This window comes from Streptomyces bottropensis ATCC 25435, from assembly GCF_000383595.1.
Lineage (GTDB): Bacteria > Actinomycetota > Actinomycetes > Streptomycetales > Streptomycetaceae > Streptomyces > Streptomyces bottropensis.
This window is the reverse complement of sequence record NZ_KB911581.1, coordinates 4,215,767-4,236,289: the sequence shown is the minus strand read 5'-3', so window position 1 is coordinate 4,236,289 and position 20,523 is coordinate 4,215,767. Positions and strand designations below refer to the sequence as shown.

Here is a 20,523-nt window from a genome sequence, read left to right as displayed (position 1 = left end):
TCCTCGGTCACGCGGGGGGTCCGGCGGTCGCTCCGTGCTCGCCCGTCGGGCCCGCCCGGTGCAGGGCGGCCCGCCATGCGAGGGCGACCGCCGCCTCGGCCAGGCCGAGCAGCACGAGCCACAGGCCGAGCAGCCGGGTCAGCGCCGTGGCCGACTCGGTCGGCAGGGCCAGCACCACGATCCCCGCCACGATGCCGAGCACCGCGGCGACGAGGACGAACCCGCGGTGGGGAAGGTCCTTGGCCGCGAGGGCGGTGTGCAGGGTGAGGATGCCGCTCGCCAGCCAGACGATCCCGACGATCAGGGAGAGCGCGGCGATCGTCTGCAGCGGGTTCCGCAGGCACAGCACCCCGGCCAGGACGCACAGCAGCGCCAGCAGCAGTCCGGAAAGCCGCTCACCGGCTTCGTCCCGGGCGAAGACGCCGACGAACCGGAACACGCCGATCGCCAGCAGGTACAGGCCGATGAGGACCGCGAGGACGTGCAGGGTCTCGTCCGGCCAGACCAGGACGATGACGCCCGGGACCAGCGTGACCAGTGCCGCGCCGAGGATCCAGGTCCAGGACCGGCCGATCCGCCCCAGTGTCTCCGCCGGGTCGCCCGGGGCGCCGGGCGCCGCCCCACGGGGTGGGGCGGCCGTTCCGCCGCGCCGTTCGGCGGTTCCGCCGGGCCCGGAGCCCGTCCCGGTACGCGGTGCCGGGCCAGATGACTCGGTCATGGCTCCTCCTCGCGGCCGAGCGGCCGCTTCGGCACCGTCGGCGCGCGACGGTGTGCGGTGACCTCAGAGGGCCAGCGTCCCCGCGCCCGCACCCTGGCCGGATCACCCTCGGCGGGTGATCCCCGCGAATCGGATGCAGGATGAGGGGGGAACTACGCCCGTCCGGCGGCGCAGGAGGTGTGGGTCATGACCGTATCGAGCGCATTCACGGCATCACTGTCCGTGACCGAGCGGGCGGAGTACGGCCGGAACGCGCGCAAGCGCGCCTCGCGGTCCTGCCACGGCTGGTTCGAGGCGGACGCGGACGCCGGACGGACCGACCCGGTCGAGGTGATCGAGCGTCAGTCGGCCACGCGGGTCCAGGAGCTGGTTCCGATCCGCTACGGCCGCATGCTCGAATCCCCGTTCCGCTTCTACCGGGGCGCGGCCGCCATCATGGCGTCGGACCTCGGGCCCCTGCCGAACAGCGGCCTCACGGTGCAGCTCTGCGGCGACGCCCATCTGCTCAACTTCCGGCTGCTCGCCTCACCCGAACGCCATCTCGTGTTCGACATCAACGACTTCGACGAGACGCTGGCCGGGCCGTTCGAGTGGGACGTGAAACGGCTGGCGGCCAGCTTCGTGATCGCGGGCCGGGCCAACGGATTCTCCACCCACGAGCAGAACAAGGCGGTGCGGACCTGTGTGAAGGCGTACCGGCGGCGGATGCGCGACTTCGCCGGCATGCCCACGCTGGACATCTGGTACGCGCAGGACGACGCCGACCGGCTGCGGGAGCTGGTGGCCTCCTCGATGGACAGACGGAGCCGGCGCCGGACCGCCGAGGCGGCCACGAAGGCGCGGACGCGCACCCACCTCCAGGCCTTCGAGAAGCTCACCCGGATCACGTCCGAGGGACGGCTGATCACCCCCGACCCGCCGCTGATCACCCCCCTGCGGGACCTGCTGACGGACCCTTCCGGGGGCGGGCAGGAGAAGGAGCTGCAGAACGTCCTGGAGCAGTACGTACGGACCCTGTCGTCGGAACGCCGGCATCTGCTGCGCCACTACCGCGTCGTCGACATGGCCCGGAAGGTGGTGGGCGTCGGCAGCGTCGGGACGCGCTGCTGGATCATTCTCCTGCTCGGCCGGGACGACACCGACCCGCTGCTCCTCCAGGCCAAGGAGGCGCAGCCGTCCGTCCTCTCCGCCCAGCTCGGCGGCGACCGCTGGGACAACCAGGGCCGCCGGGTGGTGTCGGGGCAGCGGCTGATCCAGACGACCAGTGACATCTTCCTGGGCTGGACCCACGTCGTCGGTCTCGACGGGCGCGAACGGGACTTCTACGTACGGCAGTTGCGCGACTGGAAGGGCATCGCGCGGCCCGAGACCTGGAATCCCGACATGCTGCGGCTCTTCGCGCGGGTGTGCGGGGCCAGCCTGGCGCGGGCCCACGCCCGCTCCGGTGACCCGGTCGCCATCGCCGCCTACCTGGGCGGCAGCGACCGCTTCGACCGCGCGCTCGCCGAGTTCGCGCAGTCCTACGCCGACCGCAACGAGCGGGACTTCGACGTGCTCCGCGTCGCCGCGCACACGGGCAGGGTCCACGCGGAGAACCTTTGACGGTCACTCCTTGCTCCGGATCGCGTCCCACTCCGGTTCGCTCCGGTTCGCTCCGCCTCACTCCGGCAGCTGGCGCATCTCGAGGACCCGTAGGCCGAGGGACTGGCAGCGGGCCAGCAGGCCGTAGAGATGCGCCTCGTCGACGACGTGCCCGAACAGGACGGTGTGGCCGGACATCTCGACATGGTCCAGCTCGGGGAAGGCGCCGGTCAGCGCCTTCGACAACCTTCCGTCGACGCGTATCTCGTAGCGCATGAGCGGTCGTCCTCATGGCCGGTGGCGGGCGGGCTGCGCCCCTTCTCCTGCGATCGTGCGTCCCGGAGCGTCGGTCGGCCTCACCCCGGGAAGGTGAGAGTCGGTGGGACGGCGAGAGTCAGTGGGTCAGTGAAAGTCAGTGCGTCAGATAGAGCTTGAACCCGATGATCAGAAGACCGAGCACCAGATTGACCGAGGCCGTCACGGCGACCAGCCCCCATGAGGCGTCGGCCCGGCGGGCCGCCGCCGCGGACCAGCACACCTGTCCCGTCACCGCTACCGCGATCGCCAGCCACAGGGCGCCCGGCACATCGAGGCCGAGGACGGGACTGAGGGCCACGGCGGCGGCCGGCGGAACGGCGGCGTTGACGATCGGCCACTCGTCACGGCACACCTCCAGCACGATCCGGTGATCCAGCCCCCGTCGCGACAGCCGGGCCCCGAACAGCTGGGCGTGCACGTGGGCGATCCAGAAGACGAGGCCGGTGAGCAGCAACAGCAGGACGATCTCCAGGCGGGGATAGGACCCCAGGGTGCCGACGCCGATGAGCACGGAGGACGCGAGCATGGATCCGTAGACCCCGCCGGTGTAGTCGGTGCGGGCCCGGCGCGTGGCGCCGCGCTCGTCACGGGTCGTGGCGGATGCGGGCCCGGTCGCGGACATCGTCCCGGTCTCCTCTCGGTGGCGGGTGGTTCGCGCGTGCGAGTCGCCGTCCTCGGTGGCGGTCTCTCAGTCGTCCTGGTGGCGGTCTCTCAGCCGCCCTGGTGGCGATCTCAGTCGCCGTCCCGGCGGGTCGAGCCGGGTGCCGCCGCCGGGGTGGGTCCGGAGCCGCCGTCCGTGCCGGGCGGTGCCGTAGGGTCCTTGCGTCCGGTCGGCAGCCGTGGGGTGACCAGGAACGCGGCGAGGGTGATGCCACCGGTGGCGAGGATGGCCGCCTTGAGGCCGTTCAGCTGGGCCGACGCGTAGGAGTCGGCCAGCGCGTCGACCTCGGACGGCGGCAGCCCGGCACGCTCGGCCGCCGTACGCACCTGCTCGGTGGGGACGAAACTGATCCCGGCCTGGAGCGCGACACTCGTCTGCTGCCGGGCCTCCTGCGACAGCCTCGGATCGTCCTCCACCTGCGCGGTGAAGGCATGGGCGAGGGACCCGATGAGCAGCGATCCGATGAGTGCGGTGCCCAGCGCGGACCCCAGGTTCTGGGCCGTGAACTGCAGCCCGCCGACCTCGCTGCGCTCCTCCTCCCCCGCGCTGGACTGCACGACGTTGCCGAGCTGCGAGGCGAGCAGCCCCATGCCCGGTACGTCGTCACCCAGCCGCCGAGCAGCGGGCCGACGGGCCAGTCCGCCGATGACGCCGTAGGCGACGGCCCGGTCCCGCCCCCGGTAGGACTCGGCGACGAGCGCGGCCATGGCCGGCAGCACCATGGCCGCGCCGAGGCCCTCGATGACCGACCATCCGAGCCCGAGAACCCACAGCGTGGGCGCGACGGCGGTCACGGCCGAGCCGATGCCGTAGACCACGAGGCCGAGGAAGAAGAGCCGTCTGCGGCCGAGGATGTCGCCGAACCTCCCCCCGATGAGCATGAAGGCGGCCATGACCAGCGCGTACAGCGTGATCACGCCCTGGATGGCGGTGACCTCGGTGTCGAAGTCCTCGACGAGTTGGCTGATGGAGACGTTCATGACGGACGTGTCCAGAACCATCAGGAACTGGGCCGTCCCGAGGACGATCAGAGCCCGCCAGTGCGCCACGGTGTCCTCCACGCCGAGTTGTCCCAGAACCCCGGTGGGGGCGGTCCGGGGGCGACAGGCCACCGGCCGGCCACCCCCACCATCCCAGCTCAGAAGCCCTGTCAGCGCCTCACCCGCCACGGGGGAGGCAGCCGCCCCGGCGGGCCGGTGACCACGATCCGCAGAATCGCGAACCGGTAACGTCCGGCGAACCGGCCGCGATCACGGGCAGGACCGGGGGCACGGAGTTACGGTTCACGACCCTCCACGGCGACGTGGCGCTCCAGGGCGACGACGCGTGCCTGGCTCACCGCCGCCGTCGCGGTGTCGCCCGCGCCACCGTCAACGCCATGCGGCAGGTCGGCGGTTCGATCGGAACGGCCCTGCCTGGTCGTCAGCGTCTTCTCGCGGGCCGCCCCCGCACCACCGTGATCTGGCACGGTGGTGGCGCCCCGCCACATCGCGGCGTCAGAGCAGATGGAGTTCGCGGGCGCGGCGTACGGCGTCGTTGCGGCGGTTGACGGCCAGTTTCCGGAAGACGCTCTTGAGGTGGGTCTTGACGGTGTTCACCGACACGCACAGATCGGCGGCGATCTCGTCGGTCGACATCATCCGCTCCAGCCGCCGCAGTACGTCGCGCTCGCGTCCGCTCAGGTCCTCCACCACCGGTGGCCGGTCCTCGGGACCGGGTGCCCCGGTGTGCGGGGCGGGTCCCGGGGTGAGCCAGCCTGCCGCGAGACCCTTCAGCGCAGGGGTGCCGAGGACGGGCCGGAGCCATCCGCCGGCTTCGGCGAAGGGACGGCGCAGCCGTTCGCGCCGGGCCTCGTGGAGGGCCTGGGCGACGAGCCGGCGCACGGCGGCCCGGTCTCCCGCCGCGTGCGCGGCCTCCGCGCGGACCAGCAGGGCCCGTACGGTCACCGCGGGCCCGGTACGGCTCTCGGACAGCACCCCGTCCAGCAGGTCGAGCGCGGCGAGGGGCGTGCCCGCGGCCAGCCGGGCCCGTGCCTCCCCCACGGCGCAGACCGGCTGGCGGCCGGGTACGGCGTGCAGCAGTGCGGCGGCCTCCTCGGGCCGGCCCCGGGCGAGGTGGGCGGCGGAGGCGACCAGGGCGGTGTGTCCCCGCGCCCAGGGCGAGGCCACGTCGGCGGCAACGGCCGGTTCGGCGGCGGCCAGGGCGCCGCGCGTGTCCCCGCGGGCCAGCAGCAGACGGGCGGTGGCGATGGTCCGGCCGGCCTCGGTCACCGGATCCCGCATGGTGGGCGGGGCGTCCGCCACGGCGTCGAGGTGGGCGCGGGCCAGCAGCAGTTCGTCGCGGTCGACGGCGACGGCGGCCAGGACCAGCCGTGCGATGCCGAAGCCGGAGGGCTGCGGCAGGCTGTACCGCTCGGAGAGGGTCAGCGCCGCCGTGGCCTTGCGTTCGGCTCTGCCGAGCCAGCCGTTCAGATAGTCGATGAGGGCCAGCCGCCCGAGACAGTCCTCGCGCGGCAGTGCCGTCGACACGTCCCCGCAGCCGTCGGCGACCAGGGCCAGCGCGGCGCGTGCCTCCTCGAAGCGCCCGGCCCACAGTCGCGTCGAGCCCAGGTGGGCCAGGAGCAGGGCGGTGAGTTCGGGGTGCGCGTCGAGAAGGTGGTCGGGGACCTGTTCGCGCAGTCTCTCGGCCGTCCCGGCCACCAGTTCCGCCCGGCCCGGTGAGCCGGTCAGCCGGGCGGCCAGCGCCTCCAGCAGCAGACAGCTCAGCCGGGCCGCCGCCGGACCGGGCTCGTCCCCGGCCCCGTCCTCCTCCCCCGCCAGAGCCCGCTCCGCGTGCCGCAGGTGGCTCAGGCCCCGGTCGAGTTCGCACCGGGAGAGTTCGCGGGCCGCCCGTACGAGGTGCGCGGCGGGGCTCGTCGCCTCGGGGCCCATGTGGGAGAACAGTTCGGCCAGGTCGTCGGAGCGCAGTCCGGTGAACAGCTGGCCGATGGCGAGGTCGTCGACGAGGGCTCCGGCGGTGAACTCCCAGTCGCCCGCGGCGGCCCCGTGCCCGAGGGCCTCGGCGAGCAGTCCCGAGCGGCGCAGCCAGTCTGCGGCGCGGCGGTGGAGCACGGGTTCCAGGCCGGGCCGGCGCATCCGCAGATGAGCGCGGAGGATCTCCCCGAACAGCGGGTGGAGCCGGTACCAGGCGTGCCCGAGGTCCTCGACGAACGCGTTCCCGCGGTGCAGCTCCGCCAGGATGGCGGCGGCGTCGCCGCGTTCCGTCAGCGCGTCCGCCAGCTCGGGGCGGATCCGCTCCAGGACGCTGACCCGCAGGAGGAGGTCCTGTGTCTCGGGGGTCTGCCGCTGGAGCACCTCCGCGAGCAGGAAGTCGGCGACGGCGGTGCGTTCGACCTCGAACCGCTTCAGATACGTCTCCGGGTCCGGGCTCTCCCGCGCGGCGAGCGCGCTCAGTCGCAGACCGGCCGCCCAGCCTCGGGTGCGTTCCACGAGCGCCCGCGCGAGCGGCACCGTGAGCCGCAGGCCGTGCCGGTCCAGCAGGACGGACGCCTCCTCGGGCGTGAAGGCCAGCTCGGCGTTCCTGATCTCGGTCAGGTCGCCTGCGGACCGGTGGCGGTGCAGGGGCAGCAACGGTTCGGTGCGGGTGACGAGGATCAGACGCAGGCCGCGCGCCGCGTGGTGGAGCACGAACTCCAGCTGGTCCGCGATCTCCGGGTCGGTCACCCGGTCGAACTCGTCGAGCACCATGATCACGGGCCGCTCCCGGCCGCCCAGCTCAGCGGCGAGCCGCGTCAGCAGCGTACGGTCGACGCGGCCGGCGTCGGCCGGGCAGCCGATCTCGGGCGACAGGGGCACACCTGCGGCGCGCAGTGCCTGGAGGACGTAGGCCCAGAACATGCCGGGGCCCTGGTCCCCGGCCTCGGTGGTGAGCCAGGCGACCGGCGGCTCCCGCCGTGCGGCCCAGTCGGCGACGAGCAGGGTCTTGCCGGCGCCGGCGGCGCCGTTGACCACGGTCAGCGGCGTGGTCAGGGCCCGGTCGAGGTGGTCGACCAGGCGGCCCCGCCGGACGAAGGTGGCGGGCCTGGCCGGTACGGCGAACCGGGTGCGCAGGAACGGGTCGCCCCGGGGGTCGGCGCACGGGGGCACCAACCCCGAACCACTCTCCCCGGACCTTGCCATGGTTTCCACCACCACCGGCCGTCGGAACTTGGGCAGCGCTTTTTGTCCAGCAACAGCATCCCAGTGTTCCCTCGCGACCGCGCGCCACGTCGCGTGAGCCGCCTCGCGGCCCCCGCCTCCCACCGAGGACGCCACGGTGGCCGCCCGGAGGCGTACGGCCGCGGACGGTCTCCCGTCAGTGCGACTCCCGGCTCACCTCGGAGCCGCTGGAGCCGATGAGGAAGTCGAGGTCGGCGCCGGTGTCGGCCTGCAGGACATGGTCGACGTAGAGGCGTTCCCAGCCGCGCCGGGGTGCGGCGAAGCCTTCGACCGTGGCCCGGCTCGGCTCGCGGCGGGCGAGTTCTGCGGCGGGTACGTCGACGTCGATGCGGCGTGCCTCGACGTCGAGGGTGATGAGGTCGCCGGTGCGGACGAGGGCGAGAGGGCCACCGGCGGCGGCCTCCGGGGCGACGTGCAGGACGACCGTGCCGTACGCGGTGCCGCTCATCCGGCCGTCGCAGACCCGGACCATGTCCCGGACGCCCTGTTCGAGGAGCTTCTTCGGCAGCGGCATGTTGGAGACCTCGGGCATGCCCGGATAGCCCTTGGGGCCGCAGCCGCGCAGGACGAGGACGGAGTCGGCGTCGACGTCCAGGCCGGGGTCGTCGACGCGGGCGTGGAAGTCCTCGACGGAGTCGAAGACGACGGCCCGGCCCTGGTGCCGGAGCAGGTGCGGGGAGGCGGCGGCCGGTTTGACGAGGGCGCCGTCGGGGGCGAGGTTGCCGCGCAGGACGGCGATGCCGCCCTCGGCGACCAGCGGTTCGGCGCGCGGGCGGATGACCTCGGCGTCCCAGACGGGGGCCTCGTCGAGGAAGTCGACCAGCGGTTCGCCGGTGACGGTCAGCGCCCCGGGGTCGAGCAGGTCACGGACCTCCCGCAGAACGGCGAGCAGCCCGCCGGCGCGGTGGAGGTCCTCCATCAGGAAGCGGCCGGCCGGCTGGAGGTCCACCAGGACCGGCACCCGGGAGCCGATCCGGTCGAAGTCGTCGAGCGACAGCTCGACGCCCAGTCGGCCGGCGATGGCGAGGAGATGGACGACGGCGTTGGTGGAACCCCCGATCGCGGCCAGCGCCACGATGGCGTTGTGGAAGGACGCCCTGGTCAGGAAGGTGCCCGGCCGCCGGTCGGCGCCCACCATGTCCACGGCCAGCCGGCCGGTTCGGTGCGCGGCCGCCAACAGCCTGCTGTCGGGTGCGGGCGTCCCCGCCACGCCGGGGAGCACCGTGCCCAGCGCCTCGGCGACCAGCGCCATCGTCGACGCCGTCCCCATCGTGTTGCAGTGCCCCCGGCTGCGGATCATCGACGACTCGGAGCGGGTGAACTGCTCCTGGGAGAGCGTGCCCGCCCGCACCTCCTCCGACAGCTGCCACACTCCGGTGCCGCAGCCCAGCAGGCCACCGCGGAAGGTGCCGTTGAGCATCGGCCCGCCGGGGACCACGACCGCCGGGAGGTCCACCGACGCGGCGGCCATCAGCAGCGACGGGATCGTCTTGTCGCAGCCGCCGAGCAGCACCACGCCGTCGATGGGGTTCGCGCGCAGCATCTCCTCCGTGGCCATCGCGGCCATGTTCCGCCAGAGCATCGCGGTGGGCCGCACGTTCGTCTCGCCCAGCGACACCACCGGCAGGTCCAGCGGGATGCCTCCCGCCTCGTACACACCGTTGCGCACCGAGGCCGCGACCTCGTCCAGATGAGCGTTGCAGGGCGTCAGATCGGAGGCGGTGTTGGCGATGGCGATCTGCGGCCGGCCGGTGAAGGCGTCGTCCGGCACGCCCCGCCGCATCCACGCCCGGTGGATGTAGGCGTTGCGGTCCTGCCCCCCGTACCACTGCGCACTGCGGAGCGTCACGCCGAGCCCCTTCCGGTAATCGGTACGGCGGTCTACAGTCCGGAACGCGATGAAGCATACGCAGCCGTACGAAGGATCGACAGACCTCGGCGAGGGCGACCCGAAGGGCGCCGTGAGCAGCCGACTCGTGGGGTCGGACCGGGTGCTGGCGGTCCTCAGGGAACTGGCCCGGTACCCCGACGGGGTCGGTCTCGACGAGCTGACACGGGTGATCGGCAGCCCCAAGCCGACCGTGCACCGGGCGCTCGGCGCGCTGCGTCGGGCCGGGCTCGCGGACCAGGACGCGCGCGGCCGCTACGGGCTCGGCGACGAGTTCCTGCGCATGGCCTTCACCCATCACGAGGCGCGGCCCGAGCACATCCGCGTGCGACCGGTGCTCGAAGCGCTGGCGCACCGGTTCGGCGAGACCGCGCACTACGCGGTGCTCGACGGTCACGAGGTCGTGTACCGGGCCAAGGTCGATCCGCCCGCGGGCGCCGTCCGGCTGACGTCGACGATCGGCGGGCGCAACCCCGCCCACAGCACGGCCGTCGGAAAAGTGCTGCTCAGCGGGAGGTTGGGCACCCTGGAGGAGGTCGAGACGTGGATCGGCGGCGCGCCCCCGGAACGTCGTACGCCCTGGGCGCCGTGCGCGGCGGCCGAGCTGCACCGCGCACTGGACACCACCCGTGCACGCGGCTACGGCGTGGACGACCAGGAGACCGATCCCGGGGTCAACTGCCTCGCCCTGCCCGTGTTCCTCACCTCGCCGACGGCCCCGTCCGGAGCGGTGAGCGTCAGCGCGCTGGCCTACCGGACGCCCCTGACGGCGCTGGTCGACGCGCTGGACGAGATCCGCGCGCTCCTCGGTCGCCTCGGCGCGTCGCACCGGTGACCCACGAGCCGCGACAGCGCCCCGCCCCGGTCCTGGAGACAGAGCTGTGAACCTCATGCGCGCGTTCGTCCTCACCGCCCCCGGCGCGTACGAGGTCCAGGAGCTCCCGGCACCGGTGGCAGGGCCCGGCGAGGTCGTGGTCGACGTCGAGCGGGTCGGGGTGTGCGGCACCGACATGGAGTTCTTCACCGGCACGATGGCCTACCTCCACCAGGGGCACGCCGCGTACCCGATGCGGCTCGGCCATGAGTGGGCGGGGCGGGTGTCGGCGGCCGGCGACGGTGTCGACCCGGGCTGGGTCGGCCGGCGCGTCATGGGCGACACGATGCTGGGCTGCGGCGGCTGCCGCCGCTGTCTGCGGGGCGACCAGCATGTGTGCGAGCGGCGCCGGGAGGTCGGCATCCGCGGGGGCCTTGCGGGGGCGCTGGCCGAGCGGCTGGCCGTACCGGCCTCCTCCCTGCACGCCCTGCCCGACTCGGTGGACGCCGTGCTCGGCGCGCTCGTGGAGCCGGGCGGCAACGCCCTGCGCGCCGCTCAGGCCGCCGCGACCCGGCCGGGTGACCGCGCGCTGGTCCTCGGGCCGGGGACGATCGGGCTGCTGGTCGCGCTGTTCCTGCGGGCCGCCGGTACGCAGGTGCACCTCATGGGCCGGACCGAGGACTCGCTCGCCTTCGCCCGGAACCTGGGCTTCCCGCACACCTGGACGGAGGGCTCCGTACCGGACCTGCCCTTCGACGCGGTCCTCGATGCCACCAACGCGGCCCAACTGCCGGAGGCCGCCGTGGAGTTGGTGGAGCCCGGCGGACGGGTCGTGTACATCGGGCTGGCCGCCGAACCCAGCCGGATCGACACCCGGGCGCTCGTCCTCAAGGACGTCACGGCCGTCGGCGTCCTCTCCGCCTCCCCCGGTCTGGACGCGACGATCCGCGCCTACGCCACCGGCACGGTCGACCCCCGCCCGCTCGTCGCCGCCACGGTGGGCCTCGACGAGGCCGGCCCGGTCCTCGCCGGTGAACGCCCGGCCGGGGCGGGCCCCGGCCCGAAGATCCACGTCGACCCCGGGCCACGAGCGCGCTGATCCGGCGGGCCCTGCCTCTGCGGATCGGCGGGGCGCCTGCCGCCCCGGACCGGGCCCGGCTTACCGTACGGGGAGATCACGATCTGCCCGGGAGTCCGCATGGCCGGTAGTCGCCGGAAGAGGTCCGCCGAGGCCGTCGATGCCTTCGAGGCCATCGAGCCGCCCCGCAACGCCGAACTGATCCTCGGCGTGCTGGCGGTGACGGCCCTGGTGGAGGCGCTCGGTGTGCTGTCGCGGTCCGAGGTGTGGCTCCTCGGGCTGCTGGTGTTCCTGCCGGGGACGGCGTCGGCGCTGTGCACGGTCCGGCAGACGGCGTTCGTCGCCGCGTGGACCACGCTCGTCGTCACCACCACGGCCGTGGTGCGCAATGTCGACGCGGACCGCTGGCTCGACCGGCTCCTGCTGGTGCTGCTGACCCTCACCCTGGGCGTCGCCTCGGTGTACGCCTGTCACCGGCGGATCAGGCGCGAGGCGGAGATGTTCCGGCTGCGCTCCACGGCCGCGGCCATGCAGCGGCACATCCTGCACCCCCTCCCCCTGCTCACCGACGACGTCCTGGTCAACGGCGTGTACGAGCCCCTCCAGGAGGACCGCCTCGTCGGCGGCGACATCTACGACGTCGTGGCCTCGTCCTGGGGGACCCGGGTGCTGATCGGCGACGTGCAGGGCAAGGGCCTGGCCGCCGTGGGCGCCGCGTTCGCCGTCATCGGCGCTTTCCGTGAGGCGGCCCACCGCGAGCCCACGCTCACCGCGCTCGCCGACGCCCTGGACGCGGCCGTGGTCCGCCACAACTCCTACGCCGAGAACACCGGCGACGACGAGCGCTTCGTCACCGCCCTCGTGATCGGCGTCGACGCGCTCACCGAGGAGGCGCAGGCCGTCAACTGCGGGCACATCCCCCCGCACGTGCTGCACGAGGGCACGGTCACCGCGACCGAGCTGGACTCCGGCGTCCCGCTCGGTCTGGCCGAGCTGGCGCTCGAACCCACCACCGTGGGCTGGTTCCCGTTCCCGGAGGGCGCCACGCTGGTGCTGAGCACCGACGGCCTCACCGAGACCCGCGCCGCCGACGGCACGTTCTATCCGGTCGACGAACGCCTCGCGGAGCACCTCGACCGCTCCCCCACCGACCTGCCCCGGGCCCTGTACGAGGACGCCCGCGCGTACGCGGGCAGCGGCGGCCCGCACGACGACGTCGCCGTCCTGACCGTCCGCCGGTCACCGCGTCGCTGAACGCGCACCGAAAAGGATTTCCGCGGCAGGGGACGGGCGCGAGTGGCGCCTGCGTGTCCTGAACCGCTCGGTCCCGAAACTCTCCTCTCTTCCTGCTCCCTTGACACTTCAACAGGGCGCTCCTACGTTGCGAAAACGTTTCAGGTCGTTTTCCGCATCCCCCGGTTCACGCACACATGTTGTCAACGGGACAGGGAGCATCCGATGAGAAGACCGCACGTCCTCCTGCCACGACGCCGGCGCACGAGGTGCCTCCTCGTCGCCCTGGCCCTGGCGGCATGTTCCGTCGTCGCCGCTCCCCCGGCCGCCGCGGCCCAGACCATCGGGTTCCCCTCCTTCAGCGGGCCCGCGATCCCTGCACCGCCCGTCGCGCACACGCCCGGCGACATGATGAAGGCCATCTACGACGCGGAGAGTTCGGGCACCGACTTCTGGATGGACCGTCTGCTGGCCCGCTCCGGCAACGACCCCGCCGGGCCCTGGCTGATGAGCCGCGGCCGGGCGTTCTTCATGAAGGAGCACAACCCCGCCCAGCTCGGTTTCGGCGGCAGGGCGGCCTACTGGGAGAGTATCGACGACCGCAGTGCCTACACCGTGGCGGTCACCCCGGGCACCTTCACCGAGCAGGTCGCCCAGCGCCGGCAGACGCCGAGTCACTGGAAGAGCGTGCACACCAGCGGGTCGATCACCATCGACCAGACGAAGTTCGTCACCGACGACAACGTCGCCGTGACCAACCTGGCCATCAGGAACAACGGCTCCGCCTCCACGACGCTCCAGTTACGGGCGACCTCGCCGTACGCCACCTCCGGCACCGGCGGCGAACTGACCGGCCAGGTCAACGCCTACAACAACCTCACGACCCTCCGCCCCCGCCTCACCGGCGACGGTTTCACCGTCGCCGGCGGTGGCCTCGACCGGTCCGTGACGATCGCGGCCGGTGCCACGGTGACGACCAAGGTCGTCATGGGCTTCGTCACCGACGAGATCCCGCAGTCGCTGAGCGAGTACAACGCCTACGCGGGCTACTCGCCCGCGACCGCGTTCGCCACCCACGTCAAGGCCTACAACCTGTGGTGGGCGCAGAACGTGCCGTACATCGACGTGCCCGAGCCGGCCATCAAGAAGAACATCTACTACCGCTGGTGGCTGATGCGCTTCAACAGCCTCGACGCGGACATCCCCGGGCAGACCTTTCAGTTCCCGACCTCCACCGAGGGCGTCCTCGGCTACAACAACGCGATCGCGCTCACCCAGCCGATGCACATCGACGACCTCAAGTACCTGCGCAACCCGGCCTACGCGTACGGGGACTGGCTGAGCGTGGGGCAGACCTCCAAGGGCGGCCGCTTCCTCGACAACCCGGGCGACCCGGAGAACTGGTCCAACAGCTACACGCAGTACATCGCCGAGGCGGCCTGGAAGAGCTACCAGATCCACGGCGGCCAGCCGGGCATCGCGGGGAACCTGGCCCGTTACGCCGAGGGCGACATCAAGGGACAGCTCGCGCACTACGACCACGACGGCAACAAGCTGATCGAGTACGACTGGGGCGCCCTGACCGGCAACGACGCCGACGCGGTCTCCTTCCACTGGAAGCCCGGCAACATGGACCGCGCCGAGTCCGCCTACCAGTACAGCGGCGCCCTCGCCGCCGCCCAGGCCTACGAGGCGACCGGCAACACGGCCAAGGCCGGCGAGATGCGCACGCTCGCGAACCAGATCAAGGACGCGATCGTGAACGTGCTGTGGAACCCGAACCGGCAGTTGTTCGAGCACCGGCTCAAGTCGACGAACGAGTGGGTGCCCTGGAAGGAGATCAACAACTACTACCCCTTCTCCGTCGGAGCCGTCCCGAACACCGCCACGTACCGGCAGGCGCTGCGGCTCTACGACGACCCGGCGCAGTACCCGATCTTCCCCTTCTACACCGCCAACCAGGTCGACAAGAAGGCGGCGGCCGACGCCGGGGAGCCGGGCTCCAACAACTTCTCCACGATCAACTCGACCGTGCAGTTCCGGCTGTACTCGTCGGTGCTGCGCAACTATCCCAACTCCTGGATGAACGCGACCGACTACAAGAAGCTCCTCTACTGGAACACCTGGGCGCAGTACGTCGGCGGCAACACCCAGTGGCCGGACGCCAACGAGTTCTGGGCGGACTGGAACGGCAGCAGCGTCAACTACCGCTCCTGGATCCACCACAACATCCTCGGCAGCAGCAACTGGACCGTCATCGAGGACGTCGCCGGGCTGCGTCCGCGCAACGACGCGAAGGTCGAGCTGTCGCCCATCGACATCGGCTGGAGCCACTTCACCGTCAACAACCTCCGCTACCGGGGCGCCGACCTGTCCGTGGTCTGGGACGACCCGGCCGACGGTGTGGTGCGCTACCCCGGCATTCCCGAGGGCTACTCGATCTACGTCAACGGCGACCGTGTCGCCACCGTCAGCTCGCTGGTGCCCCTGACCTGGGACCCGGCGACCGGTGACGTCGCCACGAGCGGCACGGTCACCCACCATGTGGCCAAGTCCGGCCTGAAGGCGCCGAACCAGGTCGTGCAGGACAGCCCGCAGATGGTCGACATGCTCGCCAAGGCCGGCGTCGACCTCACGGCCGACCTCACCAACCTCGCCGCCGGCGCGACCGCGACCGCCTCCCACACCGGCTCCGGCAGCACGGTGGCCGGCGCGGTCGACGGCTACCCCACGAACGAACCGTTCTGGGGCGCGGGCGGCTCGGCCAACAGCCAGGACTGGTACGAGCTGAACTTCGGCACCGCGCGCACCCTCAACGAGGTCCGGCTGCACTTCAAGGACAGCCGCCCGGCGAACACCACCTACCGGGCGCCTTCGGCGTACACCGTCCAGTACCACAACGGCAGTTCCTGGGTGAACGTCCCCGACCAGACGAAGAGTCCGGCGGCACCACGGGCCAACTACAACCGGGTGCAGTTCCCGGCCGTCAGCGCCCAGCGCATACGCGTGCTGGCCACCAACGCCTCCGGGGCGAAGACGGGCCTGACCGAGGTCAAGGTCTTCCACCGGGGCGGGGTCCAGCCGCCGGGCAACCTGGCGACATCGGCCACGGCGTCGGCGTCGTACACCTCGTCCTGGGAGAGCGTCGCCGCCGTGAACGACGGGGTCGATCCGCCGTCGTCCAACGACACCGTGAACCCGCGCTGGGGGACCTGGCCGGAGACGGGCCAGCAGTGGGCGGAACTGACCTGGCCGTCCGCGAAGACCCTGAACAAGGCCGACGTGTACTTCTTCGACGACGACCAGGGCATCGACATGCCCGCCTCGTGGAAGCTCCAGTACTGGAACGGCAGCGGGTACGTCGACGTACCGGGAGCCGGGTCCTACCCCCTGGCCAGGAACCAGTACAACACCGTCACCTTCAACGCCACGAGCACCACCCGGCTACGGGTGCTGCTCACCGGCAACGGCACGAACTCCGTCGGACTCCTCGAAGCGAAGGTGTACGGACCGTGATCCGACCCAGACTCCTGTCCGCGTTCCTCGCCTCGGTCTCCATGGCGGTCGCCTTCCTTGTGGCCCCGCAGCCCGCTGCCGCCGCCGTCGCCTTCAGCTCGACGGGGGTGAACCAGAGCGGCGGCAACTGCCTGGAGCTGCCGGGCGGTTCGTCGGCGGGCGGCACGCAGCTGCGGGCCTCCGCCTGCGCCGGCGGGGCGAACCAGAGCCTGTCCTTCACCCCGGTGACGGGGACGGCCGACGTCTACACGATCACCACCGGCTCCGGGCAGTGCGTCGATGTGTCCGGCGCCTCCACGGCGGACGACGCCGCCGTCATCCAATGGCCCTGTCACGGCGCGGCGAACCAGCGGTGGCGGCTGGCTCCGGTGTCGGTCGCCGGGACGGACAAGACCTTCCACCTGGTCTCCGTCGGCTCCGGCAAGTGCGTCACGCCGAGCGGCGGTTCGCCGGCCTCGAACACCGACCTGGTGCAGCTGCCGTGCGCCTCCGCCAACGGCAGGGTGTGGCGGCTGCCCGGCTTCACCGGCGGCGGCACGGCTCCGAGGACGTTCGCCAACCCGATCGCCCAGCGCGGCCCCGACCCCTGGATGACCTACCACGACGGCTTCTACTACCTCGCCACCACGACCTGGAACTCCACGGTGACGATGCGTAGGTCGAGCACTCTGGCAGGGCTCGCCACCGCCGACGAGCAGGTGATCTTCAACCTGACCCGGCCCAACGGGGCGGGCACCATGTGGGCCCCGGAGTTCCACCTCCTGGACGGCCCGAACGGCAAGCGCTGGTACTTCTACTACACGGCCGGCCGGGAGCCGTTCGACCTGGGCACCCAGCGCATCCACGTCCTGGAGAGCGCCGGCCAGGACCCGATGGGCCCGTACAGCTTCAAGGCCGACCTGCTCGACCCGACGCAGGACAACACCTGGGAGCTGGACCCCGGCATCCTGCAGCTCGACGGCAGGCTGTACCTGTTGGGCACGTTCTACAACGGCTCGCAGCCCATGTTCATCCGCCCGCTGTCGAACCCGTGGACCGCGAGCGGCACCCGGCGGGTGCTGTCCACGCCGACCTACGGCTGGGAGACGGTGGGCGGCGCGGTCAACGAGGGCGCCGAGGTCCTGCAGCGGGGCGGCAGGACGTTCATCGTCTACTCGGCCAGCCACTGCTCGACGCCCGACTACAAGCTCGGCATGCTCACCTACAACGGGGGCGACCCGCTCAGCTCCTCCTCGTGGGTCAAGTCACCGAACCCGGTGTTCCAGCGGTCCAACGCCAGTGGCGTCTACGGCCCCGGCCACAACGGGTTCTTCAAGTCGCCCGACGGGACGGAGGACTGGATGGTCTACCACGCCAACAGCTCCGCCTCCGGGGGCTGCGACATGAACCGGTCGACCCGGGCACAGAAGTTCACCTGGAACGCCGACGGCACCCCGAACTTCGGCACCCCGGTCTCCCTCGGCGTCACCCTGACCGCACCATCGGGCGAATAATCGTACCGTTTCCCCCCGATCGTCCCAAACCGCTTGCCCGGTGCGGGACCCCTGCCCATCCTTGAGCGGTGATTGATGAGCAGGCGCACACCGGACCCGACCTCCCGACGACACTGGGCAAGCTGGTCGACGAACTGGGCCGGGTCCGGGCGCTCGGGCTGCTGCGGCTGCACGAGGCGGAGCTGGAGACGCTGTCCGCGTGCGTCGCGGACCGGTCCCCCGGCACGGATGTCGCGGCCGCTCCGGGTGACCGCGCGCAGCCGGAGGCGGTCGAGCGCCTGCTGCACGCCGTACTGCTGGGCCTCGACGGGGAGTTGCTGCGCGACGCGGCCCTGCACTCGTTCGGTTTCGCCCCCGGTACCCGCGATCTGTCGGGCAAGGAGCGCCGGGAGCGGGCGGCCCATGTCTACCGGGTGGGGGCGGAGCGGTTCCGCAAGCACCAGGAGAAGCTGATGCTCCAGCAGGTGGCCCGCGCCGTACTGAATCACGGGGGTCGTGAGCCATCACCCGTCCCCCCGGACTCCCGGGAGGGTTCCGGTGACGGTGTCCGGGGGAGCGCCGTCGCCCCCGTCCGCGCGGGACGCCATGTGTTACGGACCGCGTTCTCCCACGGGGACGTCCTGCTCACCCTGCATGTGGCACCCATCGAGCTGGTGACGGGGGTGGACGTCCTGGTCTCCTCGGAGAACATCTACTTCGAGATGTCGAAGACGTTCCGGCGCACGGTCTCCGGGAGCCTGCGGCGGGCGGGGGCCACGAAGGACGCCGTCGGACGGATCACGGACGATGTGATAGCCCGCCAACTCTCGGACTGGGTACGGAATTTCGGGGTTCCCGGACTCCCCGTGGCGGCGGGCACGGTCGCCGTCACCTCACCCGGGGCCCTGGCGGCGCAGGGGGTGCGGCGGATCCTGCACGCGGCGGTCGCCACTCCCTCGGCGACGGGCGACGGGTACGAGACCGCGCCCGCGGCCGTCGCGACGGCCGTGCGGCGCGTCTTCCAGCTGGCGGCGGCCGAACGTCGTTCGGGCCGCGTGCCCCTGCGGTCCGTCGCGCTCCCCCTGCTCGGTGCGGGCCGGGGCGGTCTCGACGCGCGGACCAGTGCCGAGACCGTCGTCGGAACGCTGGAGCAGGTGCTCAGGGACGACCCCGACTGGTCGGTGCACCTGGTGACGCGCAATCCTCTCAGTGCCCGTGCGGTACTCGACGTGCTGAGCGACCGGCGGCCCTGACATTCCGGCGCTGCGCCGGACGACACGGAAGAGCACGGTATTCGAATTCGCTCGCCCCGTGGAATTCGAATACCGTGCTGTGTTCCTGCCGCATTCCCCCGTCTTTCCCCGCGGCCTTTCGAGCATAAGTATGCACGAGCGGCGGCCGGCATCGGAACCCGTCGCGCCGATCCCCGGAGGAAATCCGGAAAGCTACCGGTTCCCGCCCGGAAAACTCCCCGGACGGGTTCCTGCCGGGGTGGGCGAAAGCGGCGTCAGGACCCGATGCCCGGCAGGTGTTCCACCGATCCGATCTCGACGTGGTACTCCCGCAGGGTCTCGGCCAGCCAGCGCAGACCGGCCTCGTCGTCGAGTGCCCTCGGCGGCTCGTCGGTCACCGTGAGCAGGTCGCTCTCGGCGGCGGCGCCGAACAGGACCAGGGACTCGTTGGGGCCGTCCAGGCGGGAGCGCCAGACGAAGCCGTCCGCCCAGTCGGCCTCGGCCCGCAGCCAGTGCCCCCAGCGCCGGGTGAAGGCGTACTCCGTCGGATCGGACTCCACCAGCCACCAGTCGCTCTGCTGCACGGCGTTGAGGTGGAGGATGCTGCACAGGGAGACCAGTTCGACGTCGCGGGTGAGCCGCACCTGGGACAGCAGCCTGCCCTCCAGTTCCTTCCGCGGCAGCACCCGGGAGTTGCCGAGGCCGTCGAAGCGCAGGGTGCGGACGAACTTCTCGATGATCGCGGTCTCGGGCTTGGGGGCGGCGTACAGATACGCGTAGGCGTCGTTCGGGGTGCTGTCGAAGCGCCCGCCGCCGAAGTGGTGGTCCTGCGGCCTCGGGTTGAAGCGGTCCGCCGCGCGGTGCCGCGCGTGCACCCGGTAGAACACCTCGCCCGCCCTGCGGATCACCTTGCGGGCGTCGGCCGTGCCCTTCTCGGGGAGTTTCGCTCCACGGGCCATGTCAGTCGTCCTCCCCCACCACGCTCGCGGCGGCGAGCAGTTGATCGTCCAGCCCCGCGCCGAGCAGCGTCGCCGGCACGGCGTCCAGCCACGGATTGGGGCCCAGCCACCAGTCGGCCACCCCCCAGGGATCGGCCGCCGCGCCCAGCATCGCGTTGATGGCGAGCACCAGGGACCGGGGGCGGCCCTCCCCGTCGAACTGGAACGCGGGCAGCACCTCGGGCCCCCGGGCCGCGCGCAGCCGGATGAGTTCAGGCTGTTCGGGCGCGACGCCGAAGATCTCCGTCAGCTCCGTGTCCGTCAGGGCGGGTTCGGCCAGCAGCCGGTCACGGGCCGAGGCCCACCGCGCCTCGGCCCGCGGCGGGCCGCCCGGGGTCGGCGCGGGTCCGGTCGGGGAGCCCGGGGTGCGGGCCTCGCCGGACGGGATGCCGGCGACGCCTGGGCCGCCTGGGCCGCCTGGCGCGAAGCGTTCCAGCAGGACGTCGTGCGGCGGTCGACGGGTGAGCGACGAGGAGGTGTAGCGCCGGCCCACCGCGGTCCCCTCGTCGTCCGGCAGGGCCGCGCGCAGATGGGCGGCGACGGCGCGCGCGATCCCCCGCGCCCGCTGCTCGCCGCCGCCCTCGGCGACGAGGTCGAGCAGAACGTCGAGCTGTTCTCGGTCGGCCGGGGTGAGCTTTTCCCGGATCGACTGCGGTTCCGACACGAGCGCCGCGATTAGTTGCTGCTCGTACTCGTCCATGTTCCCCTCCTGCGATCCGGAATCCGGATTACGGCCGTACGCTAGTGAGCTACGATCCGATTGGCAATTCAAGGGCCGGGACGGGGACATTCCCGGG

At 72.1% G+C, this 20,523-nt stretch carries 14 protein-coding genes and 1 pseudogene; 7 read left to right on the top strand and 8 right to left on the bottom strand.

Annotated features, from left to right (window positions below; translation table 11 throughout):
• Positions 1 to 7: 7 nt before the first annotated feature.
• A complete protein-coding gene (locus tag STRBO_RS0118670) occupies positions 8 to 718 on the bottom strand; it encodes an HdeD family acid-resistance protein (RefSeq protein ID WP_005474983.1) in 711 nt (236 codons plus the stop codon).
• 186 nt (positions 719 to 904) lie between these two features.
• On the opposite strand from STRBO_RS0118670, the gene STRBO_RS0118665 reads away from it, so the two are divergent.
• Complete coding sequence (locus tag STRBO_RS0118665; RefSeq protein ID WP_020114591.1) at positions 905 to 2,320, top strand: DUF2252 domain-containing protein; 1,416 nt, start codon at positions 905 to 907, stop codon at positions 2,318 to 2,320.
• A gap of 57 nt (positions 2,321 to 2,377) precedes the next feature.
• On the opposite strand, the gene STRBO_RS0118660 is transcribed toward STRBO_RS0118665, so the two are convergent.
• The 5 genes and pseudogenes from STRBO_RS0118660 to STRBO_RS0118635 all read right to left on the bottom strand — a co-directional run bounded on the left by STRBO_RS0118660 (position 2,378) and on the right by STRBO_RS0118635 (position 9,344).
• Entirely contained in the window at positions 2,378 to 2,575 is a 198-nt protein-coding gene (locus tag STRBO_RS0118660) for a hypothetical protein (RefSeq protein WP_005474987.1), read from the bottom strand.
• A 136-nt stretch (positions 2,576 to 2,711) separates the two neighbouring features.
• Positions 2,712 to 3,239 carry a hypothetical protein gene (locus STRBO_RS0118655; RefSeq protein ID WP_005474989.1) on the bottom strand — a complete coding sequence of 176 codons (528 nt, stop codon included), beginning with the start codon at positions 3,237 to 3,239 and terminating at the stop codon, positions 2,712 to 2,714.
• Between the two features lie 110 nt (positions 3,240 to 3,349).
• A pseudogene (locus tag STRBO_RS40235) lies at positions 3,350 to 4,327 on the bottom strand (MFS transporter).
• Between the two features lie 447 nt (positions 4,328 to 4,774).
• The gene (locus STRBO_RS0118640) at positions 4,775 to 7,456 is read right to left on the bottom strand and encodes a winged helix-turn-helix domain-containing protein (protein WP_028796732.1); all 2,682 of its coding nucleotides are present in this window, start codon (positions 7,454 to 7,456) and stop codon (positions 4,775 to 4,777) included.
• A 175-nt stretch (positions 7,457 to 7,631) separates the two neighbouring features.
• Positions 7,632 to 9,344: an IlvD/Edd family dehydratase gene (locus STRBO_RS0118635; protein ID WP_005474995.1), complete on the bottom strand. Its 1,713-nt coding sequence runs from the start codon at positions 9,342 to 9,344 to the stop codon at positions 7,632 to 7,634.
• Between the two features lie 49 nt (positions 9,345 to 9,393).
• Here STRBO_RS0118635 and STRBO_RS0118630 point away from each other — a divergent pair, with 49 nt between their 5' ends.
• From STRBO_RS0118630 to STRBO_RS0118605, 6 genes are all read left to right on the top strand, one after another.
• Positions 9,394 to 10,218, top strand: a complete 825-nt coding sequence (locus STRBO_RS0118630) for an IclR family transcriptional regulator (RefSeq protein WP_005474997.1) — start codon at positions 9,394 to 9,396, stop codon at positions 10,216 to 10,218.
• Between the two features lie 55 nt (positions 10,219 to 10,273).
• Positions 10,274 to 11,296: a zinc-dependent alcohol dehydrogenase gene (locus tag STRBO_RS0118625; protein ID WP_202499565.1), complete on the top strand. Its 1,023-nt coding sequence runs from the start codon at positions 10,274 to 10,276 to the stop codon at positions 11,294 to 11,296.
• Positions 11,297 to 11,395: 99 nt separating this feature from the next.
• Entirely contained in the window at positions 11,396 to 12,529 is a 1,134-nt protein-coding gene (locus STRBO_RS0118620; protein WP_005475001.1) for a PP2C family protein-serine/threonine phosphatase, read from the top strand.
• A gap of 204 nt (positions 12,530 to 12,733) precedes the next feature.
• Entirely contained in the window at positions 12,734 to 16,024 is a 3,291-nt protein-coding gene (locus tag STRBO_RS0118615) for a discoidin domain-containing protein (RefSeq protein ID WP_005475003.1), read from the top strand.
• Positions 16,021 to 17,517 carry a family 43 glycosylhydrolase gene (locus tag STRBO_RS0118610; RefSeq protein ID WP_005475010.1) on the top strand — a complete coding sequence of 499 codons (1,497 nt, stop codon included), beginning with the start codon at positions 16,021 to 16,023 and terminating at the stop codon, positions 17,515 to 17,517. Before STRBO_RS0118615 ends, STRBO_RS0118610 begins: the two co-directional genes overlap by 4 nt.
• 68 nt (positions 17,518 to 17,585) lie before the next feature.
• Positions 17,586 to 18,749, top strand: a complete 1,164-nt coding sequence (locus STRBO_RS0118605) for a macro domain-containing protein (protein WP_005475014.1) — start codon at positions 17,586 to 17,588, stop codon at positions 18,747 to 18,749.
• A 254-nt stretch (positions 18,750 to 19,003) separates the two neighbouring features.
• Here the strand turns inward: STRBO_RS0118605 and STRBO_RS0118600 are convergent, their stop codons facing one another.
• Together STRBO_RS0118600 and STRBO_RS0118595 are read right to left on the bottom strand one after the other, a co-directional pair.
• Complete coding sequence (locus STRBO_RS0118600; protein WP_005475017.1) at positions 19,004 to 19,687, bottom strand: RES family NAD+ phosphorylase; 684 nt, start codon at positions 19,685 to 19,687, stop codon at positions 19,004 to 19,006.
• Position 19,688: 1 nt separating this feature from the next.
• A complete protein-coding gene (locus STRBO_RS0118595) occupies positions 19,689 to 20,426 on the bottom strand; it encodes a DUF3168 domain-containing protein (RefSeq protein WP_020114589.1) in 738 nt (245 codons plus the stop codon).
• Positions 20,427 to 20,523: the final 97 nt, after the last annotated feature.

What these genes read in the sequence shown, in the direction of transcription:
- STRBO_RS0118670 (WP_005474983.1), bottom strand. Translation starts at nt 718, where the DNA reads ATGACCGAGTCATCTGGCCCGGCACCGCGTACCGGGACGGGCTCCGGG.
- STRBO_RS0118665 (WP_020114591.1), top strand. Translation starts at nt 905, where the DNA reads ATGACCGTATCGAGCGCATTCACGGCATCACTGTCCGTGACCGAGCGG.
- STRBO_RS0118660 (WP_005474987.1), bottom strand. Translation starts at nt 2,575, where the DNA reads ATGCGCTACGAGATACGCGTCGACGGAAGGTTGTCGAAGGCGCTGACC.
- STRBO_RS0118655 (WP_005474989.1), bottom strand. Translation starts at nt 3,239, where the DNA reads ATGTCCGCGACCGGGCCCGCATCCGCCACGACCCGTGACGAGCGCGGC.
- STRBO_RS0118640 (WP_028796732.1), bottom strand. Translation starts at nt 7,456, where the DNA reads ATGGCAAGGTCCGGGGAGAGTGGTTCGGGGTTGGTGCCCCCGTGCGCC.
- STRBO_RS0118630 (WP_005474997.1), top strand. Translation starts at nt 9,394, where the DNA reads ATGAAGCATACGCAGCCGTACGAAGGATCGACAGACCTCGGCGAGGGC.
- STRBO_RS0118625 (WP_202499565.1), top strand. Translation starts at nt 10,274, where the DNA reads ATGCGCGCGTTCGTCCTCACCGCCCCCGGCGCGTACGAGGTCCAGGAG.
- STRBO_RS0118620 (WP_005475001.1), top strand. Translation starts at nt 11,396, where the DNA reads ATGGCCGGTAGTCGCCGGAAGAGGTCCGCCGAGGCCGTCGATGCCTTC.
- STRBO_RS0118615 (WP_005475003.1), top strand. Translation starts at nt 12,734, where the DNA reads ATGAGAAGACCGCACGTCCTCCTGCCACGACGCCGGCGCACGAGGTGC.
- STRBO_RS0118600 (WP_005475017.1), bottom strand. Translation starts at nt 19,687, where the DNA reads ATGGCCCGTGGAGCGAAACTCCCCGAGAAGGGCACGGCCGACGCCCGC.
- STRBO_RS0118595 (WP_020114589.1), bottom strand. Translation starts at nt 20,426, where the DNA reads ATGGACGAGTACGAGCAGCAACTAATCGCGGCGCTCGTGTCGGAACCG.